This window comes from Streptomyces sp. NPDC001668 (assembly GCF_042893155.1).
Lineage (GTDB): Bacteria > Actinomycetota > Actinomycetes > Streptomycetales > Streptomycetaceae > Streptomyces.
The window spans coordinates 106,530-128,694 of record NZ_JBIAUQ010000017.1 but is presented as its reverse complement, the minus strand read 5'-3'; the positions used below and the strand labels follow the sequence as shown (position 1 = coordinate 128,694).

At 71.0% G+C, this 22,165-nt stretch carries 21 protein-coding genes; 11 read left to right on the top strand and 10 right to left on the bottom strand.

What is annotated here, in order from left to right; translation table 11 throughout:
- Positions 1-240 precede the first annotated feature (240 nt).
- Genes ACFYZ8_RS37430 through ACFYZ8_RS37420 form a run of 3 tightly spaced genes read left to right on the top strand, consistent with a single transcriptional unit; the run spans position 241 to position 5,065 of the window.
- Positions 241-2,325 (top strand): phosphotransferase, encoded by a 2,085-nt coding sequence (locus ACFYZ8_RS37430; RefSeq protein ID WP_388540028.1) that lies wholly within the window; start codon positions 241-243, stop codon positions 2,323-2,325.
- Between the two features lie 29 nt (positions 2,326-2,354).
- On the top strand, positions 2,355-2,963 hold the full coding sequence (locus ACFYZ8_RS37425; protein WP_388540031.1) for a TetR family transcriptional regulator: 609 nt from the start codon (positions 2,355-2,357) through the stop codon (positions 2,961-2,963).
- 56 nt (positions 2,964-3,019) lie between these two features.
- Complete coding sequence (locus ACFYZ8_RS37420; protein WP_388540035.1) at positions 3,020-5,065, top strand: HelD family protein; 2,046 nt, start codon at positions 3,020-3,022, stop codon at positions 5,063-5,065.
- A 26-nt stretch (positions 5,066-5,091) separates the two neighbouring features.
- On the opposite strand, the gene ACFYZ8_RS37415 is transcribed toward ACFYZ8_RS37420, so the two are convergent.
- Positions 5,092-5,934, bottom strand: coding sequence for a nitroreductase/quinone reductase family protein (locus tag ACFYZ8_RS37415; RefSeq protein WP_388540038.1), 843 nt, complete (start codon positions 5,932-5,934; stop codon positions 5,092-5,094).
- Positions 5,935-6,097: 163 nt separating this feature from the next.
- Here ACFYZ8_RS37415 and ACFYZ8_RS37410 point away from each other — a divergent pair, with 163 nt between their 5' ends.
- Complete coding sequence (locus tag ACFYZ8_RS37410) at positions 6,098-6,721, top strand: RraA family protein (protein ID WP_359039651.1); 624 nt, start codon at positions 6,098-6,100, stop codon at positions 6,719-6,721.
- A 193-nt stretch (positions 6,722-6,914) separates the two neighbouring features.
- Here ACFYZ8_RS37410 and ACFYZ8_RS37405 read toward each other — a convergent pair whose 3' ends face one another.
- Genes ACFYZ8_RS37405 through ACFYZ8_RS37390 form a run of 4 tightly spaced genes read right to left on the bottom strand, consistent with a single transcriptional unit; the run spans position 6,915 to position 9,203 of the window.
- Entirely contained in the window at positions 6,915-7,307 is a 393-nt protein-coding gene (locus ACFYZ8_RS37405) for a hypothetical protein (RefSeq protein WP_359039653.1), read from the bottom strand.
- Positions 7,308-7,330: 23 nt separating this feature from the next.
- Positions 7,331-8,071: a VOC family protein gene (locus ACFYZ8_RS37400; protein WP_388540042.1), complete on the bottom strand. Its 741-nt coding sequence runs from the start codon at positions 8,069-8,071 to the stop codon at positions 7,331-7,333.
- Positions 8,072-8,125: 54 nt separating this feature from the next.
- Positions 8,126-8,611 carry a hypothetical protein gene (locus ACFYZ8_RS37395; protein WP_388540045.1) on the bottom strand — a complete coding sequence of 162 codons (486 nt, stop codon included), beginning with the start codon at positions 8,609-8,611 and terminating at the stop codon, positions 8,126-8,128.
- 25 nt (positions 8,612-8,636) lie between these two features.
- On the bottom strand, positions 8,637-9,203 hold the full coding sequence (locus ACFYZ8_RS37390) for a TetR/AcrR family transcriptional regulator (protein ID WP_388540048.1): 567 nt from the start codon (positions 9,201-9,203) through the stop codon (positions 8,637-8,639).
- 154 nt (positions 9,204-9,357) lie between these two features.
- Between ACFYZ8_RS37390 and ACFYZ8_RS37385 the strand changes: the two genes are divergently transcribed.
- The 4 genes from ACFYZ8_RS37385 (at position 9,358) to ACFYZ8_RS37370 (ending at position 13,104) form a co-directional block, all read left to right on the top strand.
- Positions 9,358-10,827: an MFS transporter gene (locus ACFYZ8_RS37385; protein ID WP_359039661.1), complete on the top strand. Its 1,470-nt coding sequence runs from the start codon at positions 9,358-9,360 to the stop codon at positions 10,825-10,827.
- Between the two features lie 423 nt (positions 10,828-11,250).
- Entirely contained in the window at positions 11,251-11,808 is a 558-nt protein-coding gene (locus tag ACFYZ8_RS37380; protein WP_359039663.1) for a helix-turn-helix domain-containing protein, read from the top strand.
- A 116-nt stretch (positions 11,809-11,924) separates the two neighbouring features.
- Positions 11,925-12,599, top strand: a complete 675-nt coding sequence (locus ACFYZ8_RS37375; protein ID WP_359039665.1) for a hypothetical protein — start codon at positions 11,925-11,927, stop codon at positions 12,597-12,599.
- A gap of 166 nt (positions 12,600-12,765) precedes the next feature.
- Positions 12,766-13,104, top strand: coding sequence for a DUF2516 family protein (locus ACFYZ8_RS37370; RefSeq protein WP_082319565.1), 339 nt, complete (start codon positions 12,766-12,768; stop codon positions 13,102-13,104).
- Between the two features lie 34 nt (positions 13,105-13,138).
- On the opposite strand, the gene ACFYZ8_RS37365 is transcribed toward ACFYZ8_RS37370, so the two are convergent.
- From ACFYZ8_RS37365 to ACFYZ8_RS37355, 3 genes are all read right to left on the bottom strand, one after another.
- A complete protein-coding gene (locus ACFYZ8_RS37365; RefSeq protein ID WP_388540053.1) occupies positions 13,139-14,440 on the bottom strand; it encodes a PP2C family protein-serine/threonine phosphatase in 1,302 nt (433 codons plus the stop codon).
- A 276-nt stretch (positions 14,441-14,716) separates the two neighbouring features.
- Positions 14,717-15,790: an NlpC/P60 family protein gene (locus tag ACFYZ8_RS37360; protein ID WP_388540056.1), complete on the bottom strand. Its 1,074-nt coding sequence runs from the start codon at positions 15,788-15,790 to the stop codon at positions 14,717-14,719.
- Between the two features lie 733 nt (positions 15,791-16,523).
- A complete protein-coding gene (locus ACFYZ8_RS37355; protein WP_359039672.1) occupies positions 16,524-17,354 on the bottom strand; it encodes a class I SAM-dependent methyltransferase in 831 nt (276 codons plus the stop codon).
- Between the two features lie 240 nt (positions 17,355-17,594).
- Here ACFYZ8_RS37355 and mshA point away from each other — a divergent pair, with 240 nt between their 5' ends.
- Both mshA and ACFYZ8_RS37345 read left to right on the top strand, forming a co-directional pair.
- Positions 17,595-18,932: a D-inositol-3-phosphate glycosyltransferase gene (gene mshA / locus ACFYZ8_RS37350; protein WP_359039674.1), complete on the top strand. Its 1,338-nt coding sequence runs from the start codon at positions 17,595-17,597 to the stop codon at positions 18,930-18,932.
- Positions 18,925-19,458 (top strand): YbjN domain-containing protein, encoded by a 534-nt coding sequence (locus ACFYZ8_RS37345; RefSeq protein ID WP_388540059.1) that lies wholly within the window; start codon positions 18,925-18,927, stop codon positions 19,456-19,458. The genes mshA and ACFYZ8_RS37345 overlap by 8 nt, the downstream gene beginning before the upstream one ends.
- A 38-nt stretch (positions 19,459-19,496) precedes the next feature.
- On the opposite strand, the gene ACFYZ8_RS37340 is transcribed toward ACFYZ8_RS37345, so the two are convergent.
- A complete protein-coding gene (locus tag ACFYZ8_RS37340) occupies positions 19,497-20,309 on the bottom strand; it encodes an AraC family transcriptional regulator (RefSeq protein WP_388540062.1) in 813 nt (270 codons plus the stop codon).
- A gap of 49 nt (positions 20,310-20,358) precedes the next feature.
- Between ACFYZ8_RS37340 and ACFYZ8_RS37335 the strand changes: the two genes are divergently transcribed.
- On the top strand, positions 20,359-20,784 hold the full coding sequence (locus ACFYZ8_RS37335; protein ID WP_388540064.1) for a DUF2000 family protein: 426 nt from the start codon (positions 20,359-20,361) through the stop codon (positions 20,782-20,784).
- Between the two features lie 38 nt (positions 20,785-20,822).
- Here ACFYZ8_RS37335 and ACFYZ8_RS37330 read toward each other — a convergent pair whose 3' ends face one another.
- A complete protein-coding gene (locus ACFYZ8_RS37330; RefSeq protein WP_388540067.1) occupies positions 20,823-22,088 on the bottom strand; it encodes an MDR family MFS transporter in 1,266 nt (421 codons plus the stop codon).
- Positions 22,089-22,165: the final 77 nt, after the last annotated feature.

The window sequence follows — 22,165 nt, the reverse complement described above, 5'->3', positions numbered from 1 at the left end:
TATTGCATGTCGTGTGCGGCATGAGTCTCTCTGTTTTCACGTGCTGTCAGAGTCGTGCGTGTACTAACGTGCTGATCCTGCTTTCCGAACAGTTCACGTTCAACGGAGCAACCAGTGCGTGCAACTCCCGCCTCCCGTTTGACGCTTGTTGAGTCTGTTGTCGCTGCCGATTTTCTGAAGCGCGCAGAACAGACCGGGAAACCGAGCAAAGGTCATCACAACAACAACTTCGTACTGCCCTTGTCCTACGAGATGGCGGACTTGATCGGGATCCCGCCCGGCACCGATGTCGTCGTGAGGGTTCCTCGCAAGGGCGCGTTGCGGGTCGTCACCCGTACCTGGAACGACGAGTCGGCGATCCTGAGGGCCGTCGGCCGCGGAGACTGGAGTGTTCCCGAGGTCCTGTACGCCGGCGACGGGTTCGATGTGCACAGCTATGTGGACGGCATCCCGCTCTCCCGAATGTGCCGAAACGATCGGCCAAAACCTCAGGCGCTCATCGTCGCGCTGTGCAGGCTGTTCGCGTTGATGCGGCTGGTACCCGAGCACGTGCTGCCGCCCCGGCCGGTCACGTGGCCCAAGGATCACTCGGACTCCCAGGGGTACCTGCGGACGTTCGCGCTGGAGGCGGATCGGCAGATCAGGCAGTACAACTGGCCCGAGTTCGGGGGCTTGTTCGAGGCGCTCTGGGTGCCCGAGAAGGCTCTCGTGCGATTCGCCGAGCGGGTAACGGTCATGACCGAGCGCCCCTTCGGCCTCCTGCACGGTGATCTGTACGGCGACAACGTGATCGTGTCGTTCGGCGCCGAGGAACCCCTGATCTGCGTGGACTGGGAGCTGGCGTCCTACGGGGACCCGCTGCACGACCTCGCGACGCACCTCGTCCGGATGGGGTATCCGCAAGGTCAGTGGCACCAGGTCGTCAACTCGTGGGTGGAGCAGATGTCGTTGGTCTGCCCGGAGGCGGTTGCCGGAGTGGAAGAGGACCTGCGCCACTACGTGGCCTTCGAGCGGGCCCAGTCCGTCTACCCCGACGTCATGAGGGCAGCGATATCACTGCGGGAGGGCCCCGTCGACCGGCGGCGTCTGGACCAGGCGGTGACCGAGATCCACGCGGCTCTGGAGGCGGCCAAGCGCCCGCTGAAGCTCCGGAGGACTCCCGGCAAGCGCAGGATCGAGCGGGTTCTGACCGACTGGCTGGGCAGCCGGGGGAAAGGGAGGGGCCCTGGTGGGCCGAGCGGGACCGGGAAGCCGGTCGTATGGCTGCCGGACCGCCGCGTGCCGGAGCACCCCGACTTCCCGCGCGGCGCCGTCACCGAAGCTCTGGAGCGGGAGCGACAGGTCTCGGCCCGGCTGGTCTTCGTCGGTACCACACATGTGAACTCGGTGGTCAGGGTTCCGGCAGCCGACTTCGGTGTCGTGGTGCGGCGCAAGCGCAGCGATGCCGTCCGGCTCGAACGCGGTCACCTCAGCGAGCACGCCGTACTGCGGTTGATCGAGGAGGCGAAGGCTCCTGTGGCGGCGCCCCGGGTCCTGGCGTTGGGGGAGGACGGCCGGGGAGAACGGTTCGCCATCCACACCTATGAGGGAGACCGGCGGGGCAGGACGCCGCCCGAGCATCCCGCGGGCGGACTCACCGCGCGCGAGGGGGACGCGCTGGTCGATCAGCTCGTGGCCCTGCGGCAGATCGACGGGGCGTACCTCGATCCGACCGTGTGCGCGGCCGGCTACTTCTACGCGGCACAGCTCGACCAGCTCGTCGACATGGTCCGCGGTCTGCCGGAGGAGACACGGCACCTGGCGGATCTTCTCGGCCTGCCGCCCGCGGAGCGCCTGCGCGAGATCCTCTGGACGCACGTGAAGGGCCGGCCCCCGTCCCTCCTGCACGGTGATCTCCGCCCGCAGAACCTCGTGAGGCGCGACGACGACCTGGCCCTGACCCTGATCGACTGGGAGATGGCGATGGTGGGTGACCCCCTGTACGACCTGGCCCGCCACCATCACCTCACTCCGACCCGGCCGGACATGCGTGAGCGGATGCTCCGCCGCTGGGCGCTGCGGATGGAGGAGCGGTTCCCGGGGACCCTGTACGAGAAGGGGTTCATGACGAACCTGTACGAGGACTACTCGACGTACCGCCGGCTTGAGGTCGCCCGCTCCGTCTACCTCGACCTCCATCGCCTGGTGACAGGTGCGGGGTGCGACGTTCCCCACGTCCGGGGGGCTGTGGACGCCTACCTGACCACGCTGGCCCAGGCGACCGCGGCCCTGGGCCTCCTGGACCGCCGGGACGTCAACGGCTGTCTCACCCTCGCGCTGCGCTAGAGGCGGTCCCACTCCGTAGGCTCACCCCCATGACCCACCCCGGCCTGCGCGAGCGCAAGAAGCAGCGGATGTACGAGACCCTCTCCGAGATCGCCATCCGCCTCTTCCTCGAGAAGGGCTTCGACGCCGTCTCCGTCGCCGAGATCGCCGCCGTCGCCGGGGTCTCCAAGCCCACCCTCTTCCGGTACTTCCCGGCCAAGGAGGACCTCGTCCTGCACCGGATCGCCGATCACGAGGACGAGGCGGCGCGGGTGGTCGTCGCCTCGGACGAGGCGCCCCTGGTCGCGCTGCGGCGGCATTTTCTCGACGGGCTGGAGCGGGGCGATCCCGTCACCGGACTCAGTGACCATCCCCAGGTTCTCGCCTTCCACCGGCTTCTCTACGGCACTCCCGCCCTCGTCGCCCGTGCACACCGTCACCTGGAGCGGCAGGAGGCCGCGCTCGCCGAGGTGCTCGGGGGTGATCTCGACGCTCGGCTGGCCGCCGGGCAGATCATCGCCGTGCGGCGGATTCTCGCCATGGAGAACTGGGGGCGGATCGCCCGGGGGGAGTCCGTCGAGGACGTGCGCGGGGATGCCGTGGCCGCGGCCGAGCGGGGGTTCGGGGTGCTGGCGAGCGGGCTGGCCTGGCTCGCCTGAGCGTGACTGGGTAAAATATTTAACTCGGTTACATTTTTTCGCGTACGCTCGTCCCCATGACGTCAGCCGACCCCGCCGCTCTCGTTCCCGCGCTGAAAGAGGCCCTGCACCGCGAGCGCGTCCACCACGACCGTTGCCGCGCCGCCCTCGCCGCCATGGTCGACGGTGCCCAGCGGCAGGTCGTCGTCGGTGAGGACGTCTCCGCCTCCGGGGCGGATGCCGAGGTGCTCGGGTATCGGCTGCGAAGTCAGGCCAAGGAGATGCGGGAGCTTCCCGAAGGGCCTTTGTTCTTCGGCAGGTTGGACTTCGACCACGGGGAGCACGCAGGGCAGGGCTACCACCTCGGCCGGCTCCGGATCACCGAGCACCCCGCCGCCCCGCCCCTCGTGGTCGACTGGCGCGCTCCCGTCTCCCGGGCCTTCTACCAGGCGAGCGCCCGCGATCCGCAGGGGGTCGCCGTGCGGCGGCGGTTCGGCTGGGCGCCGGGGAGCGAGGGGGCCTCCGCCGACCTCACCGGACTAGAGGACGAGTACCTCAAGGACGGAGAGACGCCCCAGGTCAGCGACATCGTCACCCAGGAGATCGAACGGCCCCGGGTCGGGCCCATGCGGGACATCGCCGCGACCATCCAGCCCGAACAGGACGATCTCGTACGAGGGGACCTCGCCCTCTCCGTGTGTGTCCAGGGCGCTCCCGGCACCGGCAAGACCGCCGTCGGGCTGCACCGGGCCGCCTATCTGCTGTACACCCACCCGCAGCGGATGCGGCGGGGCGGACTCCTCGTCCTCGGGCCCAACCGGACCTTCCTCTCCTACATCTCCCAGGTGCTGCCCGCGCTCGGGGAGACCGGCGTACGGCAGTCCACGCTCCAGGACGAGATTGCCCGCCACCCGGTCACCGGCACCGATGCCCGCGCCGCCGCCGTCCTCAAGCACGACCCCCGGATGGCGGAGGTGCTGCGCCGGGCGCTGTACGCGCGGGTCACGACCGCGCGGGTCGACTCCGTCGAGATCAAGGACGGTTCGTACCACTGGCGGGTCGGGGCCGGTGAACTCACGCGGATCGTGGCGGACGTACGGGAGGAGGAACCCCCGTACGCCGTCGGGCGGGAGCGGGTGCGCAGCCGGGTGGTGCGGTGTGTGCAGATGCAGGCCGAGCGGCGCGCGGGGCCGCAGAACGGCGCCTGGGTGCAGCGGGTTTCGCGGGCCCGGGTGCTCGGGGCCTTCCTCGACGCCGTGTGGCCCAAGGCGAGGCCCGAGGAGGTCCTTGCCGAACTGCTGAGTGACGGAGAGGAGTTGGCGGCCGCCGCCGACGGGATTCTCGACGCCGAGGAACAGCGGCACCTGCTGTGGGCCAAGCCGCCGAGGTCCTGGAAGTCGGCGCGCTGGTCGGCGGCCGATCTGGTGCTGCTCGACGAGGTCGCCGGGCTGATCGAACACCCTGAGGGGTACGGCCATCTCGTCGTCGACGAGGCGCAGGACCTGTCTGCGATGGAGTGCCGGGCGATCGCGCGCCGGGCCCGTTTCGGGTCGGTCACCGTGCTCGGTGACCTGGCTCAGGGGACCACGCCCTGGGCGGCCCGCTCATGGCACACCGTCCTGCGGCATCTCGGCAAGCCGGACGCGGCCGTCGTACCGCTGACCCTCGGGTTCCGGGTGCCACAGGCCGTCGTGGGGCTTGCCAACCGGCTGCTCGGGCAGCTGGATGTGGAGGTGCCTCAGGGCCGGTCCCTGCGCAGGGACGGGGAGTTGAGCGTCGTCCCGGCGGCCGGTGACCTGGCGGCCGCGGTCGTGGAGGCCGTACGGGACTCGCTCGCGCATGAGGGCTCCGTGGGGGTCGTCGCGGCCGACGCCGACGTGGAACGCGTACGGCGGGCCCTCGACGCGGCCGGGATCGCCGCCGCCGGACCGGACGAGCTCGGTGCGCGGGTGAGCGTCGTACCGGCCGCTGTGGTCAAGGGACTTGAGTACGACCATGTCGTGGCCGTCGAGCCCGCGGCCATCGCGGAGGCCGAGGAGCGCGGGCTGCACCGGCTGTATGTCGTGCTGACCCGGGCGGTGTCGCGGCTGGTGGTGGTGCACGGGCGGCCGCTGCCGTTCTAGCGCGCCGGCGGCCGCCCGGGGGTAGGTCAGGCGGGTTCCAGGAGGGGCAGCAACTGCTCTTCCTCGTACGTCAGATGAGCCTCCAGCTCGGTCGTCAGACGGTCGGCCTCCGTGCGCACGGAATCGAGGTCCGTGCCGGAGAGCGCCTCCCGCAACTCCTCGACCAGCGCGGCGATGTGCTCGTGCTCGGCACGCAGACGGGCGAGAGCCGGGGCGGCCTCCGGGTGGCGGTCGGCCAGGAACGGGAACATCGCCACGTCCTCACCGGTGTGGTGGTTGTGCAGGCCCTGGCAGAACGTCAGGCAGTTGACGCGGAGCTGGGCGCCGAGGACCGGGCCGCCCGCCGCCATCTCCTTGCGGATCAGGGTGAGTTCGCGGCGGAAGACGTCGTGGACGAGCCTGATGGCCTCGCCGGGGGAGGAGGCGTTGATGTTCGGCGGGCCCGGCCGGGCGATCTCGTGCAGGGCGACCACGGGCAGGACGCGGTCGGTCTTCTCCTGGTAGGCGGCCCAGCCTCGGTCCGACTCCACGGCCCGTGCGAAGGCTCGGTCCCGCTCCTCGCCCGCCAGGACGACCGCCTTCGCCTCGTACGTGAACACCCCGCTCTCGACGGTGACTTGGGGGTGCGCGACGAGGTTGCGGTACCAGTCGGGGTGGCGGGGCGAACCCCCTGCCGAGGCGATCACGAGGATGCGGTCGCCGCCGTCGGGGAGGTAGCCGACGGGGGTGGTGTGCGGGGTGCCGGTGCGGGCGCCGGTGGTGGTGAGGAGGATCAGCCGGCCGCCCTCGAAGGGGCCGCCGACACGGCCGTGGTGGGCGCGGAACTCGTCGATGATCTTCTGGTTGAAGTCCTGGATGGGATGGGGCACTCTCTCTGCTTTCTCTGGTCTCCGGTCACTTCCTGACGACTCACGACTCAGAAAAAGCGGAGGGCTCCTGGCCCTCCCCGGCCTCACTCAGAGGCCGGGCACCCAACTCGCTCACGGCACAAGGCCGACCCGGCAGTCATACCCGCACGGTAACGTCCGGGGCATGATCGAGACCACTGAGTTTGCGGACGTTCCCACGACCACCCTGGCCGATCTGCTCGGCCGTGACCGGGTCATGGACATCGGGATCCGGCCACTGTGGGGGCCGGTGCCGAGGATCGCGGGACCGGCGTTCACCGTACGGTGCCCTCCCGGCGACAACCTCATGCTGCACGCGGCGATCCACCGGGCGCCGGCCGGCTCGGTGATCGTGGTCGAGTCGGGTGACCTCGACTACGCCCTGGCCGGCGGGAACGTGTGCGCGGTGGCGCAGCGGCGGGGCATCGCGGGCTTCGTCCTCGACGGGCTGATCCGCGACCTCGCCGAGGTGCGGGAGGCCGGGTTCCCGGTGTTCGCCCGGGGGGTCATCCCGATCCCGGGCGCGAAGAAGGCCGTGGTGCCCCTGGGGGAGCGGGTGCGGTGCGGTGGGGTGCCGGTCGAGGCCGGGGACGTGGTGGTCGCCGACGAGGAGGGGGTCGTCGCGGTCCCGGCCGCGCGCCGGGCCGACGTCCTCGCCGCCGCGCGCGCCAAGCTGGCGAAGGAGGCGGGCGAGACGCTCGACGCGTGGGAGGCGGCGCATCGGGCCCGTATCGACGAGATTCTCGCGGCGGCCGGCTTCGAGGGCTGAGGTGCTGCTCTTCCCGGACGTCGGCGGGACGCTGCTGCCGTTCGGGGCGGTGGGGGCGTATCCGCTGTATGCCCTTCCGGGGAGCGGGAGGAGATCGAGGCGCGGCGCCGGTCGTGACGGGATCAGGTGGTCTACCTGGCCACGCTCCCGCCCGGAGGCCGGGAAGACCACACGGCTCCCGGAAGGTCTCGGGTCAGCGCTGAAGGCGGGACGGCAGGGCCGCCCAGCGGCGTGGGGCGCGGGGGTCGATCGCGTCGCGGGCGTCGGTGATCCGTAGGCCGGCCGCGGAGCAGCCGTAGGCGAAGGTGTCGGCGCCGTAGGGGAAGGCGTGATTGCGCTGCCAGAAGCGGAACGTCCAGTAGGCGTCCGGGTCGGAGGCGTGCGGACCGACGCGGATCTCGTCGTACGCGACGATCTCGCCGTCGCGGGCCAGGGTGCCGAAGGTCCCGCCCTTCGGGTTGAAGTAGACCCCGTAGGCGCTGGTGCCCGCCGATATCGCCTGCAATACGGCGTTGTCGCTCGGCATGTAGCCGTTCTGCGTGATCACACAGCCGCCGGGGGTGCCCTCGACGCCTTTGAGGCCCACGTGGCGCAGGGAGCTGACGCGCGTCAGTGCGGTGCGAGGACGCAGAACTCGTGACCCTCCGGGTCGGACAGGCACGTCCACGGGACGTCGCCCTGGCCGAGGTCCAGGTCGGTGGCGCCGAGGGAGCGGAGGCGGGCCACCTCGGCGGCCTGGTCGTCGCCGGGGTACGGCAGCAGGTCGAGGTGGACGCGGTCCGGCACGGTCTTCGCACCGGGCACGCGGAGGAACTCGAGATACGGGCCGTCGCCCCGGGCCGAACGCAGCGACGCCTGGTCGTCGGTCACCTCGTGCAGGGTCCAGTCCGTCGCCCGGCCCCAGAACCGGGCCATGGCCCGCGGATCCTCGCAGTCGACCACCACGGCGGCGATCGGCCCGGTGTCCCGGTAGACCTCCCTGGGCTCCAGCACGCAGAACTCATTGCCCTCGGGGTCGGCGAGGACCGTCCACGGCACGTCGCCCTGGCCCACGTCGGCGGGCGTCGCGCCGAGGGTCTTCAGGCGGGCGACCAACTCCGCCTGGTGGGCCGTGGAGGTGGTCGCCAGGTCGAGGTGCACGCGGTTCTTCGTCGCCGTCCTGGCTTCCGGGACCGGCACGACGTCGATGCCGAGGCCCACCGGGGCCGGCCACACGAGACCGCCCGCGGGGCCGACGTACGTGGTCACACCGGGACGGTAGGCACTCCACCCGAGCGCCTCAGCCCAGAACCGGCCGACCGCCGACGCGTCAAGGGCCTTCACGTTCACCTGAACGGGTCGCAGCGCCATGCCGGCGATCCTATGCAGCCGTTCCGCACGCCTGGGTGCCGTCCGGCGGAGCGCTCAGTCCTCGCCGACCTGGAGGAGCACGACGACGAATCCGCGTCCCCGGCCCGCGACCACGCCGTCGAAGGTGTGCCTGGTCACCGGATTCCACGCCCCTGTGTTCGGCCAGGAACCGTCGAGGTTGGAGAACCATTCCGACCCCGGGCCGAGAATCGAGATCGCCTTCGCCGCGGTCTGCCTCACACGCGTACGGTCGCGCCGCGGGTGTCCTGAGAACACCAGGCTGTCGTTCGAGAGACCGACCAGCAACTCGGTGGCCGTGTCGCGCGGGACCGGATGGAGGGCCGACTCGATCTCCCCGGTCCCGGTCGGTCCGGTGGCACCCTTCGCCGCCTCGTGGGCCCAGTCGGCTTCGGCCGCCTTGGCGAGGTCGTGCACATGATGGGCGAGGTCGGCTCCCGAACTCCGGCACCAGCGCGCGTACACCCACTCGTCCTGGGCCAGGGAGGAGATGAGCTCATCGAGGAGGTCCGCGTCGTTCATGCGGGGCATCGTCGCAGGGCCGAGGTCACAGCAAGCGGTCGACCAGCCCGTCGACGTAGTCCGGGGTGAGCGGGCCCACGCCGAGCAGGACGCGGACATACATCGGGGCCAGGATGTGGTCCAGCACGTCGAACGCGTCGGGTGCGCGCTCGCCGCGTTCGCGGGCGCGATCGAGCATGGACTGCAGTTGCCGGGTGCGTTCGGCGAGGAGGTCGTCACCCGCCAGCCGGCCCTGCTGACCGCTGCTCGACAGGGCGACGGCCAGCCGCAGCAACGCCAGGCCGTCGGGTCCGGTGATCTCTCGGGCCACTTGGGCGGCGTAAGCGCGCAGGTCGCCGGCCAGACTCCCGGTGTCGGGCATCGGCGACCGCTCGTTGAGGCGGGTGAGTGCCACGTCGGTGAGCAGGTTTTCCAGGCTGCCCCACCGGCGGTAGATGCTGCTGTCGGCCACACCCGAGCGGGCCGCGACGTCGCCGACGGAGAACTTGCCGTAGCCGCGTTCGCTGATCAAGTCGGTGACGGCCTGGTGCACCGCCGCGCCGACTTGGGCGCTGCGCCCGCCGGGTCGCCGGGCTCGCTGTCGCTCGTCCATGCCTCCACCTTAACGCAGTAGTTACTTGCGTTTACGGAAGGGCTCCCTTACGGTCTCCTAATGCAGTCAACGACTGCTTTAGTGCGCCGGGGGTCGACTGAGGCTGACCACGTCGGCCGTGGAGAGGCGCAACCACCGATGGAGAGGAACCCTCATGGCTGCATCGCCTGCGGCCCTAGGCGGTCGACGGAACCGGGCTGTGCTGCTCACGGTGACCTGCCTAGGCCAATTCATGGTGCTGCTCGACAACACGATCGTCGGAGCAGCGCTGCCCGACATGCAGCACCGGCTGCACACCCAGCTGACCGGTCTCCAGTGGATCGTCGACGCGTACGTACTGCTGGTCGCCATGCTGCTGCTGTCCGGCGGTATCTTCGCCGACCGGTTCGGCCGCAAGCGGGTGTACCTGGCGGGCGTTGCCGTGTTCACCGCCGCATCGGTGCTGTGCAGTCTCGCGCCCACGGTCGGCTGGTTGATCGCCGGCCGGGTGCTGCAGGGCATCGGGGCCGCGGCGCTGAGCCCTGCCTCGCTGGCCCTGCTCGCCGCCGCGTATCCCGTGCCGCAGGAACGAATCAAGGCGATCGGACTGTGGGCCGGATTCAGCGGAATCGGTCTCGCCGCAGGCCCCGTGGCCGGCGGCGTGCTGACAGAGGCCTTCGGCTGGCCCGCCATCTTCCTGGTCAATCTGCCCATCGGCGTGATCCTCCTGCTGGTCGGTCTGCGCAGCCTTGAAGAGGCCCGCAATCCGGGCGCCCCCGCGATCGACATCCCGGGAACGGCGTTGTCGGTCCTGGGGGTGGGGGCGCTGACCTTTGGGCTGATCGAGGGGGGCGCCCGCGGCTGGACGTCGCCGGTGATCCTGGGCAGCTTCACCGCCGGGGTGCTTCTCCTCGCCGCCTTCGTTGCCGTCGAAGCGCGTCGGGCCGCTCCGATGCTGCCGCTGCGGCTGTTCCGGCAGCGGCTGTTCACCGTGTCCAACACCGCCATGGTCGTGGTGGGGTTCGCGCTCATGGGCTCGTCGTTCTTCTTCTCCCAGTTCTTCGTGTACGTCCAGGGCAGCTCGATCCTGCGCGCCGGTCTGCAGACCCTCCCCGCCACCCTCGCCATGGTGATCGTCAGCCCGTTCGCGGGCCGGCTCGCCGCCCGGTACGGCTTCCGGATCGTGGTCACCGTCGGCCTGGCCCTGGCCGGAGGAGGGCTGCTGGCGCTGGGCACGGTGCACGCCGACACCGGTTACGGGAACGTGTGGTGGCGGCTGGGAGTCGTCGGCATCGGCTTCGCACTGACCATGTCTCCCCTGACAGGCGCCGCCATCCAAGCGGTCGGCCCGCAAGAGGGCGGCCTCGCCTCCGGCGTCAGCAGCACCACGCGGCAGATCGGCGCGGTGCTCGGCGTGGCGGTACTCGGAGCCGTCGTCCGCACCCGGCAATCCGGCGGCGCCTCCTTCGAGACCGGCCTCGACAGCGCCTTCCTCGCCGCCGGGGCGGTCACTTCGGCCACCGCCGTGTTCACCGGCCTGTGGCTGGCGAGGTCCAAGCCCGTGGAAGGCTCCGCGGCGCCACACCGTTCTACCGAACCAGATGCGGTCACCACGTCGAACGAGGCGTCCGCGAACAGCCGTTGACGGTGACACCGACCTTGGCCAAGAGGCCGATCTCGGCCACACACCGTCGTCGGAACCGTCCGCGACCCGGACCAGATCGCCACCTTCGACCGAAGAGGCCGCCGAGTTTGAGCGAGCCGGGGGCGGGTCGGCTGTCTCGCTCAAACCGAGGTGTCGCCTGGCCAGAGCGGTGCCAAGTACGGCACATCACCTCAAGCGGCCCCTCATGCGGGTCACCGCCGGCGTCGACGTACTCCAGCCGGACGTCCTCAGCTTCCACCAGACACCCCCACCCGGCGCTGACCATGTACGACGACCGTAGACAGCCACGTACGGCGGCGTGTCACCTGTCGTGCTCAGCCTCACTCCCCCGTCCGAGTGGCGTGGCGCACTATTGCAAGCGGCTGCTTGCAATAGTTAGCGCGGGTGGGGCACAGTGGGGACATGGCATCGCTCAACGTCGGCAATCTCGGTGAGTATCTGCGTGAACAGCGGCGCACCGCGCAGCTGTCGCTCAGGCAGCTCGCCGATGCCGCCGGGGTGTCCAATCCGTATCTGAGCCAGATCGAGCGCGGGCTGCGCAAGCCGAGCGCGGAGGTGTTGCAGCAGGTCGCCAAGGCCCTGCGGATCTCCGCCGAGACGCTGTACGTGCGAGCCGGCATTCTCGACGCCGAGCGCGACCGGGACGACGTGGAGACACGTGCGGTCATCCTCGCCGATCCCACGCTCAACGAGCGGCAGAAGCAGGTGCTGCTCCAGATCTACGAGTCCTTCCGCAAGGAGAACGGCTTCGAGATCGCCCCGTCGGACGCGGCCCCCGCGCCGGACGACGGTACGGCGGACGCCCAGGAGGAACTTCGGGACAGTGACGTCCCTGCCGGTGACGTCCCGTACGGCGAGACCGCCGTACGGGAGGCCCGCCGGCCCCGCAAGCCCCGCACCACCCGCAAGACCCCGAAGACCGACGGCAGCGACGCCGACCCGCAGCAGACGGCCAGTTGAGAGCTGAGTCGACCTGGTACGACCGACCCGGTACGACCCACCTGGCTCGACAGCCGCCGACACGCACCGCGGGACCCAAAACCCTCATCAGAAAGCGACCCGGGAGGACCATCACCATGGCCATCACCGACGACATCCGCAAGGCCGTCACGGACCCGACCCCGCTCTACTTCCTCGCCGGCGCCGGTGATCTGGCCCTCCAGGAGGCCAAGAAGGTTCCCGGCCTGGTGGAGCAGCTGCGCGCCGAGGCGCCGGCTCGTATCGAGGCCGTGCGCGGCACCGACCCCAAGGCCGTCCAGGAGAAGGCCCAGGCCCGTGCCAAGGAGGCCGGCGCCAGGGTCAAGGAGACCCAGGAGACCCTGCAGACCAAGGTCGGCGAGTTCATCAGCAGCCTCGACGGTGACCTGAAGAAGCTCGGCACCACGATCGACGCGGACCTGAAGAAGCTCGGCGAGTCCGCCCAGGACTTCGCCCTGCGCGGTGTCGGCGTCGCCGCCGAGTACGCCGTCAAGGCCCGTGAGACCTACGAGAAGGTCGCCGAGCACGGCGAGCAGGCCGTCAAGACCTGGCGTGGCGAGGCCGCCGAGGAGATCGAGGAGCTGGCGATCGCCGTCGAGCCGAACGCCGAGCCGGGCGAGGTCAAGACGCCGGCGCCCGCGACCCCGGTCGCGAAGCCGGTCACGCCCGCCGCGGCCGCCGCCCCGGCCCCGGCGAAGAAGACGGCCCCCGCCGCCAAGAAGGCCACGCCGCGCAAGACCACCCCGGCGAAGAAGACCCCGCCCGCCAAGTAAGGCACCGCGGGACACCGCACGACTCAGGGCCGGGCACTTACCGAGTGCCCGGCCCGTTGTGCGGGTAGCGACCGTGGGGGAACGGGAACGGGTACGGTGACCGCGTGGTCGCGGAACCGCGAAACCGCGAAATGACGAGCCGAGTCGGGTGGTGGACGTTGTGCTGATGCAGGGGTTCGCAGGCTTCATGTGGCTGCTGAGCATGGCCCTGATCGTTTTCAGCGGTTTCGCGCTGTTCGACGCAGCCATCCGCCGTGAGGACGCCTACCGCGCGGCCGACAAGAAGACCAAGCCGTTCTGGCTGATCATCCTCGGGCTCGCCTTCGTGGTGAACCTGATCTTCAACATCCTGTCGTTCCTGCCGATCATCGGTCTCGTCGCGACGATCGTCTACATGGTCGACGTACGCCCGGCGATCCGCGCCCTCCCGGGCGGCGGCCGCAGCGGCCGGGGCAGGGGTTCGAGCAGCGACGGCCCGTACGGCCCGTACAACGGCGGCCGCTAGGCGACGCGCGGCTCCGCCACGATCGCGGCGGAGGTCACGCCTCCCGGTCGAGCAGCAGTACCGCCACGTCGTCCGCCAGCTCGCCGCCGTTGAGTGAGCGCACCTCGTTCACCGCGGCCCGCAGCAGCGCCTCGCCGCGCAGCCCCTCGGACAGCTGGCGACGGATCATGGACACCATCCCGTCCTGCCCCAGCCGTTCCCCGCCCTCGCCGACGCGCCCCTCGATGAGCCCGTCGGTGTAGAGCATCAGGCTCCATTCGGCACCCAGCTCCACCTGCATCCGCGGCCACCGGGCCCCCGGCAGCATGCCAAGGGCGGGTCCGTTGTTGTCGTACGGCAGCAGCCGCGGGGGCCGTCCCGGCCGGGCCACCAGCGGGGACGGATGCCCGGCGAGACACAGGCCCGCCCGCCGCCCGTCCGGCGCGATGTCCACCGTGCACAGGGTCGCGAAGATCTCGTCGTCCGAGCGTTCGTGCTCCAGCACCTCCTGCAACGTGCCGAGCAGCTCGTCCCCGCACAGCCCCGCCAGGGTCAGCGCGCGCCAGGCGATCCGCAGCTCCACGCCGAGCGCCGCCTCGTCCGGGCCGTGCCCGCAGACGTCGCCGATCATCGCGTGCACGGTCCCGTCGGGAGTCCGTACGACGTCGTAGAAGTCACCGCCGAGCAGCGCACGCGACCGGCCCGGCCGGTACCGCGCGGCGAACCGCAGCGAGGACCCCTCCAGCAGCGGTGTGGGCAGCAGCCCGCGCTCCAGACGCCGGTTCTCCTGCGCCCGCACGCGCCCCTCGGCGAGCCTGCGCTCCGCGGTGTCGGAACGTTTCCGTTCGACCGCGTACCGGATCGCCCGGCTCAGCAGCCGTCCGTCCAGCTCGTCCCGGAAGAGATAGTCCTGGGCTCCCACCCGCACCGCCTCCGCACCGCGCTCGGCGTCTCCGGACGCGGTGAGCGCGAGGACGGCGTGCCGGGGCGCGAGCTCCAGGACATGACGGAGTACGGCGAGCTCGTCGTCGTCATCGAGGCGGCCGGGCGCGGGCAGCGCGAGGTCGAGCAGGATGCAGTGCACGTCGTCGGTGAGCAGCCGCTCCGCCTCGGTGAGGTTGCGGGCGGTGCGGACGCGGATCGGCTTGCCGGCCGAGTCCAGGAGTTCGGGGACGACCGTGGACCCGCCGGGATCGTCCTCGATCACCAGCAGGCTCAGTTGGGTGGCGGCGTTGTTGTCGACCGTGGCTTCCTTGCGCGGGGCTGCTTCCTTGGAGGGTTCGTCCTGGGGTACGGCCGGCGCCTGACCACTCTCCACGGCCGGGATCGCTCGCTGCCGCGGTATGGGTACGGGCATGGTCTCGGATTCCTTCCCTCCCCCCGAGGGCATGGCGGAGCGAGGGGTCTCGATCCACCGACGGGGACCATAGCGGGTGCCGGGCCGGGAAAGGAATGGCGTGAGACACGCTGCTTGGCCGGTGGCCACTGTCATATGCCGCGTTATCCACCGCAGTTGGACAGGTGGGGGGTGCCGCGAGGATGACGAACGTCACGTTCGCGGCAGGTTTGCGGGGCCGTCAGGCGTGCCCCGCGTCACATGACCCAGGTCTCACTCCCGGCCGCCAGGTGACGCTCACGCGTCCGGCCGGACCACCCCGAGGATCGGCATCGTGCCGGCCCCCGCGATCGTCACCGTCCGCCCGGGGCGCGGGGCGTGCACGATCGCGCCGTCGCCGAGGTACATCGCCACATGGCTGGCGTCGTCGAAGTAGATGATGAGGTCGCCGGGCCGCATGTCCTTGACGTCGATGTGCTTGAGCTGCTTCCACTGCTCCTGCGAGGTGCGCGGAATGGGCTTGCCGGCGTCGGCCCAGGCCTGCGAGGTCAGCCCGGAGCAGTCGTAGGAGTCGGGGCCCTCGGCGCCCCATTCGTACGGTTTGCCGATCTGGTTCGTCGCGTACTCGACGGCGGTCTTCCCGGCCGCGCTCGCCTTGCCGTTGATCTCGTCGAGGATGCCGGAGTCCAGCCAGGCGGTCTGGGCCTGGTGGGCGGCCTGTTCCTCCAGTTCGGCGAGGCGCTTCTTCTCCTTCTCCTCCAGCCGGGATTCGAGCTTCTCGGCCGCCGCGATCTGCTGTTCGACCTTCTTCTTGGCCGCCGCCTTCGCCTTGCGGTTCGCCTCCAGCTTGGTCCACTGGGCGGAGGCGTCGTCGGCGTACTGCTTCAAGTCCTGCTGGGTCCGGGTCAGTTCGGCGATCAGCGCCTTGGTGGCACGCTGGCCCTGGAGGACGCGGCCGGTGCCGTCCAGGAACTCCTGCGGGTTGTCGCTCAGCATCAGCTGGGCCTCGTCCGGCAGGCCGTTGGTGCGGTACTGGGCGGCGGCCGCGGCGCCCGCGCGGGCCTTCAGCTCCGCCAGCCTCTCTTGGCCCTTGACGATCTTCTGGGCCAGCGCGACGATCTGCGCCGACTGCTGCTCGGCCTTCTCCTCGGCGGCGTTGTAGGCGTCGGTGGCGACGGCCGCGTCGTGGTAGAGGGTGTCGAGCTGTTTGCGTACGGCTTCGATGTCCTTGTTGGTGACGGGGGTCGGCGAGGCCGTGGGGGTGGGTGTCGGACTGGGGGCGGCGAAGGCGGCGCCGGGTGCCGCCAGCACGGCTACCGCGCCGATCACGGTCACGGCCGTGGCGATCAGACCGCGCTTGCCCGTCCCCATACCTGTGCCCCCAAAGCTGATTAACCGTCAGTAACTTACGGTGCTCGGGGGATCGTGCCACGTCAGGGCCGAAAACGACAGAGGCAGGCCTGCCCTGTGAACCCCTTCGCGACCGGCACTTCCGGTGCCTCCCCCTCTCCCCGCCTCCCGAAGACGATCTCCCCGCCTATGTGACGAACGACTCACGGAGATCGTTCCCTGGGGGTTCGCTTTGCGGGGCGGGTGGGTTGCCGGGGGCGGGGGAGTGGAAGGTCGGTGGCGGGTGCGCTCTCGCGGCGCAGCAGAGTTCAGGCGGGCCGCAAGCGCTGGGGTGTACCGGCGTTCAGGCGGGCCGCAAGCGCTGGGGTGTACCGGAGTCCAGAAGCGGCAACCGAGTTCACCCCGCAAGCGCGGCTCCACGCTTACGGCGCACCGGAGTTCACACCAGGCCGCATCCCGCGCGGCACGGGGCCGCACCGGGGTCAGGCCATCCCGCCCTGCTCCGGTGCGGGTCGTACCGGAGTCGGACCGTTTTGGGCGCTACCTCGCGTGACGCGGAGCCCGCCGGGTCAGGCCATCCTGGCCTCCACCTCGCGTGGCGCAGAGTCCCGCCGGGTCAGACCGTCCCGCCCCCACCTCACTCCACCTGGGCCGCACCGAACCCTCCCCGCTCCCACTCCACCTCACCCAGCGCAGGCTGCCCCACCGGAACCCCGCCCTCCCACCTCCCCCCTAGCCCAGACCCCCACCGGAGTCAGACCACCCCCGCCCCCACCCCCCGCGGCGCCAACGCCCCCCACCCCACCGTCACTTCCCCCTGACGCCACCGCGACGGCCCGTCCAGGACCGGCCAGTCGGTCGTGAGGGTCCGTACCGTTCGGATCCACCGCTGGCGGGCGCCGTAGGACGCGTAGGGCGCGGCCGCCGCCCACGCGCGGTCGAAGTCGCGCAAGAAGGAGTGCACCGGCTCGCCCGGGACGTTGCGGTGGATCAGTGCCTTAGGCAGTCGCTCGGCGAGGTCGGAGGGTCGTTCCAGGGAGCCAAGCCGGGTCGCGAAGGTCACCGTCCGCGGGCCCTCGGGTCCGAGCGCGACCCACACATGCCGGCGCCCGATCTCGTCGCAGGTCCCCTCGACGAGCAGTCCGCCACGGGATCCTCCCGAGGCCGGTGCCAGCCGGGCGCACAGCCGCTCCCACACGGCGGCCACCTCGGCCTCGTCGTACTGGCGCAGCACGTTGGCCGCCCGGATGAGCTGCGGCCGCTGGGGGAGCGGGATCTCGAACCCGCCGTGCCGGAAGACCAGCCCGTCCCGTTCGTACGGCTTCGCCGCCGCCACCCGCGCCGGTTCGATCTCGACGCCGACCACGCGTGTGCGTGGAGCGGTCTCACGGAGCCGGGCGAGCAGTTCGACGGCGGTCCAGGGCGCGGCCCCGTACCCGAGGTCGACGGCGACCGGATCGGCGGCGCGGCGCAGCTCGGCGCCCTGTGTGGCGGCGATCCAGCGGTCCATGCGGCGCAGCCGGTTGGGGTTGGTCGTCCCGCGCGTGACCGTGCCCACAGGGCGGGAGGCGGCGCGGGATGTCATGCCTACGAGGGTATGCGGCGCTCACGACACCGAGGGGGCATGCCCACGACCCCTCGCCCCACCCCCACCACCACCACCATCCCCCCACGCACCACACCCTCGAACGGTTGAGCGACCCCCGGTAATACCTCGGCAAAAACCGCCCCGCCCGGAATGGGAACGCCGTCCTCCGGTGTTGCCTCCCTCGGAGGGTCCCCCACACCCTCCGTCCGGCATGCCCGCTGCAAGGAGGAACGCCACGTGAGCCAGTACGTCAGCAGGCTCCAGCGTCGCTCCCAGGCCACCTCCCACCGGCTGCGCCTGCACCGCCGCCCCCGCCGCGTCGCCATGCTCTCCGTGCACACCTCACCGCTCCACCAGCCCGGCACCGGCGACGCGGGCGGCATGAACGTCTACATCGTGGAGCTCGCCCAGCGCCTCGCCGCGATCAACGTCGAGGTCGAGATCTTCACGCGGGCCACGACGGGCGGCCTCCCGCCCACCGTCGAGATGGCCCCCGGCGTCCTGGTCCGCCACATCGACGCGGGCCCCTACGAGGGCCTCAACAAGGAGGACCTGCCCGCCCAGCTGTGCGCCTTCACGCATGGTGTGATGCAGGCCTGGGCCGGTCACCGCCCCGGCCACTACGACCTGGTCCACTCGCACTACTGGCTCTCCGGCCATGTCGGCTGGCTCGCCGCCCAGCGCTGGGGCACCCCCCTCGTGCACGCCATGCACACCATGGCCAAGGTCAAGAACGCCAACCTCGCCGACGGCGACACCCCTGAGCCCGCCGCCCGCGTCATCGGCGAGACCCAGATCGTCGCCGCCGCGGACCGTCTCATCGCGAACACCGCCGAGGAGCGCGAGGAACTCGTCCACCACTACGCCGCCGACCCCGCCAAGGTCGCCGTCGTCCACCCCGGCGTGAACCTCGAGCGCTTCCGCCCGGCGGACGGCCGAGCGGCGGCCCGCGCCCGCCTCGGCCTCCCCCAGGACGCCCTGATCCCCCTCTTCGCGGGCCGCATCCAGCCCCTGAAGGCCCCGGACATCCTCCTGCGAGCCGTGGCGGTCCTGCTCGACCAGCGTCCCGACCTGCGCTCCCGCATCCTCGTCCCGGTCGTCGGGGGCCTCAGCGGCAGCGGGCTCGCCAAGCCGGAGGGTCTGCAGAAGCTCGCCTCCCGGCTCGGCATCGCGGACGTCGTACGGTTCCACCCGCCCGTCGGCCAGGAACAGCTCGCCGAGTGGTTCCGGGCCGCGTCCGTGCTGGTCATGCCCTCCTACAGCGAGTCCTTCGGCCTGGTCGCCATAGAGGCCCAGGCGGCCGGCACCCCGGTGCTCGCGGCGGCGGTCGGCGGGCTGCCGGTGGCCGTGGCCGACGAACGCACCGGGTTCCTCGTACGCGGACACGATCCGGCCGCCTACGCGCGCGTGCTGCGCGACTTCGCCGACGACCCGACGCTCACGCCCCGCATGGGCGAGGCGGCCGCACGACACGCCCAGTCCTTCGGCTGGGACACCGCGGCCGCGGCCACGGCGGACGTGTATGTGGCCGCGGCGCAGTCGTACCGGCGTCACGTACGCTCCCACCATGGCTGAGGCAGAGAAGGCAGCGGCAGAGAAGGCAGCGCAGGTCATCGAGGGCGTCCTCAAGGACGCCGAGGTCGAGTGGGAGAGCCCCGCACCCGGCAACTACGTCGTGCAGCTCCCCGGCACCCGCAAACTCAAGACGACCGTCTCACTCCTCGTCGGCCGCCACTCGCTCTCCCTGAACGCCTTCGTCATCCGCCACCCCGACGAGAACGAACCCGGCGTCCACCGCTGGCTCCTGGAGCGCAACCTCAAGCTGTACGGCGTGAGTTACGCCGTCGACCGGCTCGGTGACATCTACGTCGCCGGCAAGCTCCCCCTCGCCGCGGTCACCGCCGAGGAGGTCGACCGCCTCCTCGGCCAGGTCCTGGAGGCCGCCGACGGCAGCTTCAACACCCTGCTGGAGCTGGGTTTCGCGAGCGCGATCCGCAAGGAGTACGAGTGGCGGGTGTCCCGGGGCGAGCCGACACGCAACCTGGACGCGTTCGCGCATCTGACCCAGCGCACGGAGGACCGACAGCGCGCGCAGGACTGACTCCGGGTCGTCTCCGTTGTCCTGCGCCCAGTTGGGCGTCAGCGAGCCGGAGGGCTCCCGACGCTGGTGCGATACCGCCCCGGCGTCACCCCCACCAGCCGTTTGAAGTGCCGGGTGAGATGGGCCTGGTCGTGGAAACCGGTGAGCGCGGCGACCTCGGCGGGACCCTGCCCCGCGAGCAGCAGACGCCGGGCCCGGTCGACCCGGCGGGAGGTGAGGTACTGGTGCGGCGCGATGCCGTAGGCGGCACTGAACGCCCGTACGAGATGCGCCGGATGCGCCTGTACGACCCCCGCGGCCGCCTCCAGCGACAGCCCCTCCACGACCCGCTCGTCGAGGAGTTCGCGCAGCCGGCGGGCGAGGGCGGGGTCCCGGCGCGCGGGGCCGTCGTACAGCCGCGGCCGTAGCAGGGTCCTGAGCCGGTCGCCGATGAGCGTCAGCCTGCTCTCCGCCTCGAACTCCTCGCCGGGCCTGGTCAGCGCCGTGTGCAACTGCCCCACCCGCCGCCGCAGTACGGGATCCCGCAGATCGGGACCGTCGACGGCGGGCCCGATCAGCTCGTCGCCGAGGTGGGTGTGGTCGAGGTAGAGAACCCGCTTGCGGAAGCCGTCGGGCGTGGCGGGCGAGCCGTTGTGCGGGACGTGCGGCGGCAGCAGGGACACGGTGTCGTCCGGGGTGCCGTGCTCGTGCCGGTCGAGGTCGTACCGTACGGCCCCGTCGTCCACGATGAGCAGTGTCCACGCCTCGTGCACATGCATCGGATAGGCGTACTCGGTGAAATGGGCGTGGAAGACCTCGGTGACGCCCGGGACGGTGGGACGCCACGCGGTGACGTTCTCCCGGGTGGCCATGCAAAGAACGTACAAGACGAGGCCGTACGACGCCCGCGAGTCTCGTCCCATGAGTACTGAACCCATCCGCTTCGACACCAAGATCGCCGTCCTGCTGCGCGAGGACCTGGAGACCTGGCAGCGCCTGAACGTCACCGCGTTCCTCGTCAGCGGCCTCGGCACCCAGGCCCCCGAGGTGGTCGGGGAGCCCTACGAGGACGCCGACGGCGTGCCCTACCTGCCGATGTTCCGCCAGCCGGTGCTGGTCTTCGAGGGCACCAAGGAGATGCTGAAGACGGCCCACGCGCGCGTGCTGTCCCGTTCCCTCCCGCGCGCGCTCTTCACCAGCGACCTTTTCGCGACCGGCAACGACCGCGACAACCGCGCGGCGGTACGGGCGGTCGCGACGGGGGAGCTGGACCTGGTGGGGCTCGCGGTGTACGGGCCGCGCAACGCCGTGGACAAGGTGCTCAAGGGCGCGCGGATGCATCCCTGACATCACGGTCGGCCGGGCCGGGAGGTCAGGCCGCCGGGTCAGGCGGGGCTGACCTCGGCGGCGGACGTCTCGGACTTCCCGGTGACGGCGACCTCGGTGGCCGTCTCCCCGGACAGGTGCCGCATCAGGACCGCGTACCCCACCGCCGCCACCGTCCCGACGACCGCGCACAGCCCCCACAGCCACTCCGCCCCGAACCGGTCGATGACGAAACCGGACATCAGGGGCGCCACGAGGGCGGCGACCGACCAGGACAGCGTGTACATGCCCTGGTAGCGGCCGCGGCCGTGGGTGGGGGACAGACGGACCACGAGCCCGGTCTGGGTGGGCGCGTTGATCATCTCGCCGAGGGTCCACACGCACACGGTGAGGGCGAACAGGCCGACAGACCCGGCGAAGGCGGTGAGCCCGAAGCCGTATCCCGCGAGCAGGGACGAGACGACGAGCAGCCGCTGCGGGTCCCGGTCCTGGATGAACCGGGTCACCGGGATCTGCAGCGCGACGATCAGGACGCCGTTGAGGGCGATGGCGAGGCCGTAGTCGGCGGGCGTGAACCCGGCCTCGCCCATCGCGACGGGCAGCCCGATCGAACCCTGCTGGAAGATCACGGCGACCAGGAAGGACAGTCCGACGACGCTCATGAACCGCCCGTCGCGCAGGACGGTGCCGAGGCGGACGTCGTCGGGGGTCTTCGTGTCCTGCGGTGCGGCGGGCCGGGACTCGGGCAGCTTGAGGAAGACGACGACCGCGCAGACGGCGGTCATCGCGGCCTCGATCAGGAAGCCCGCGAGGTAGCTGTACTCGGCGATGAACCCGGCGCCCATGGCGGAGACGGCGAAGCCGAGGTTGATGGCCCAGTAGTTGAGCGAGAAGGCCCGGACCCGGTCCTCGGGCCGCACGATGTCCGCCATCATCGCCTGCACGGCCGGCCGGGAGGCGTTGGAGGCCATGCCGACCAGGAACGCGACGGCGGCGATCGCGACGGGGTGGTGCATGAACCCGAGCAGTGCGACGGAGGCCGCGGTGGCGGACTGCGCGACAAGGAGCGTGGGCCGCCGTCCGAGCCGGTCGGTCATCACCCCCGCCCCGATCGACGACACGACCCCGCCCAGCCCGTGCAGCGAGGCGACGAGACCGGCGTAGGAGGCGGAGTAGCCGCGGTCGAGGGTGAGGTACAGGGCCATGAAGGTGGCGACGAAGGCACCCAGGCGGTTGACGAGGGTGCTGGTCCACAGCCACCAGAACTCGCGGGGCAGCCCGGAGACGGTCTCGCGGGTGGCGCGTCTCAGGGTGGCGAGCGGCATGGAAGGACCCCCGTTTGTGTAAGTGGCTCGGACAGCGAGCACAACTTACGAAGGGGTGGTGACGGCGTGCCACTCAA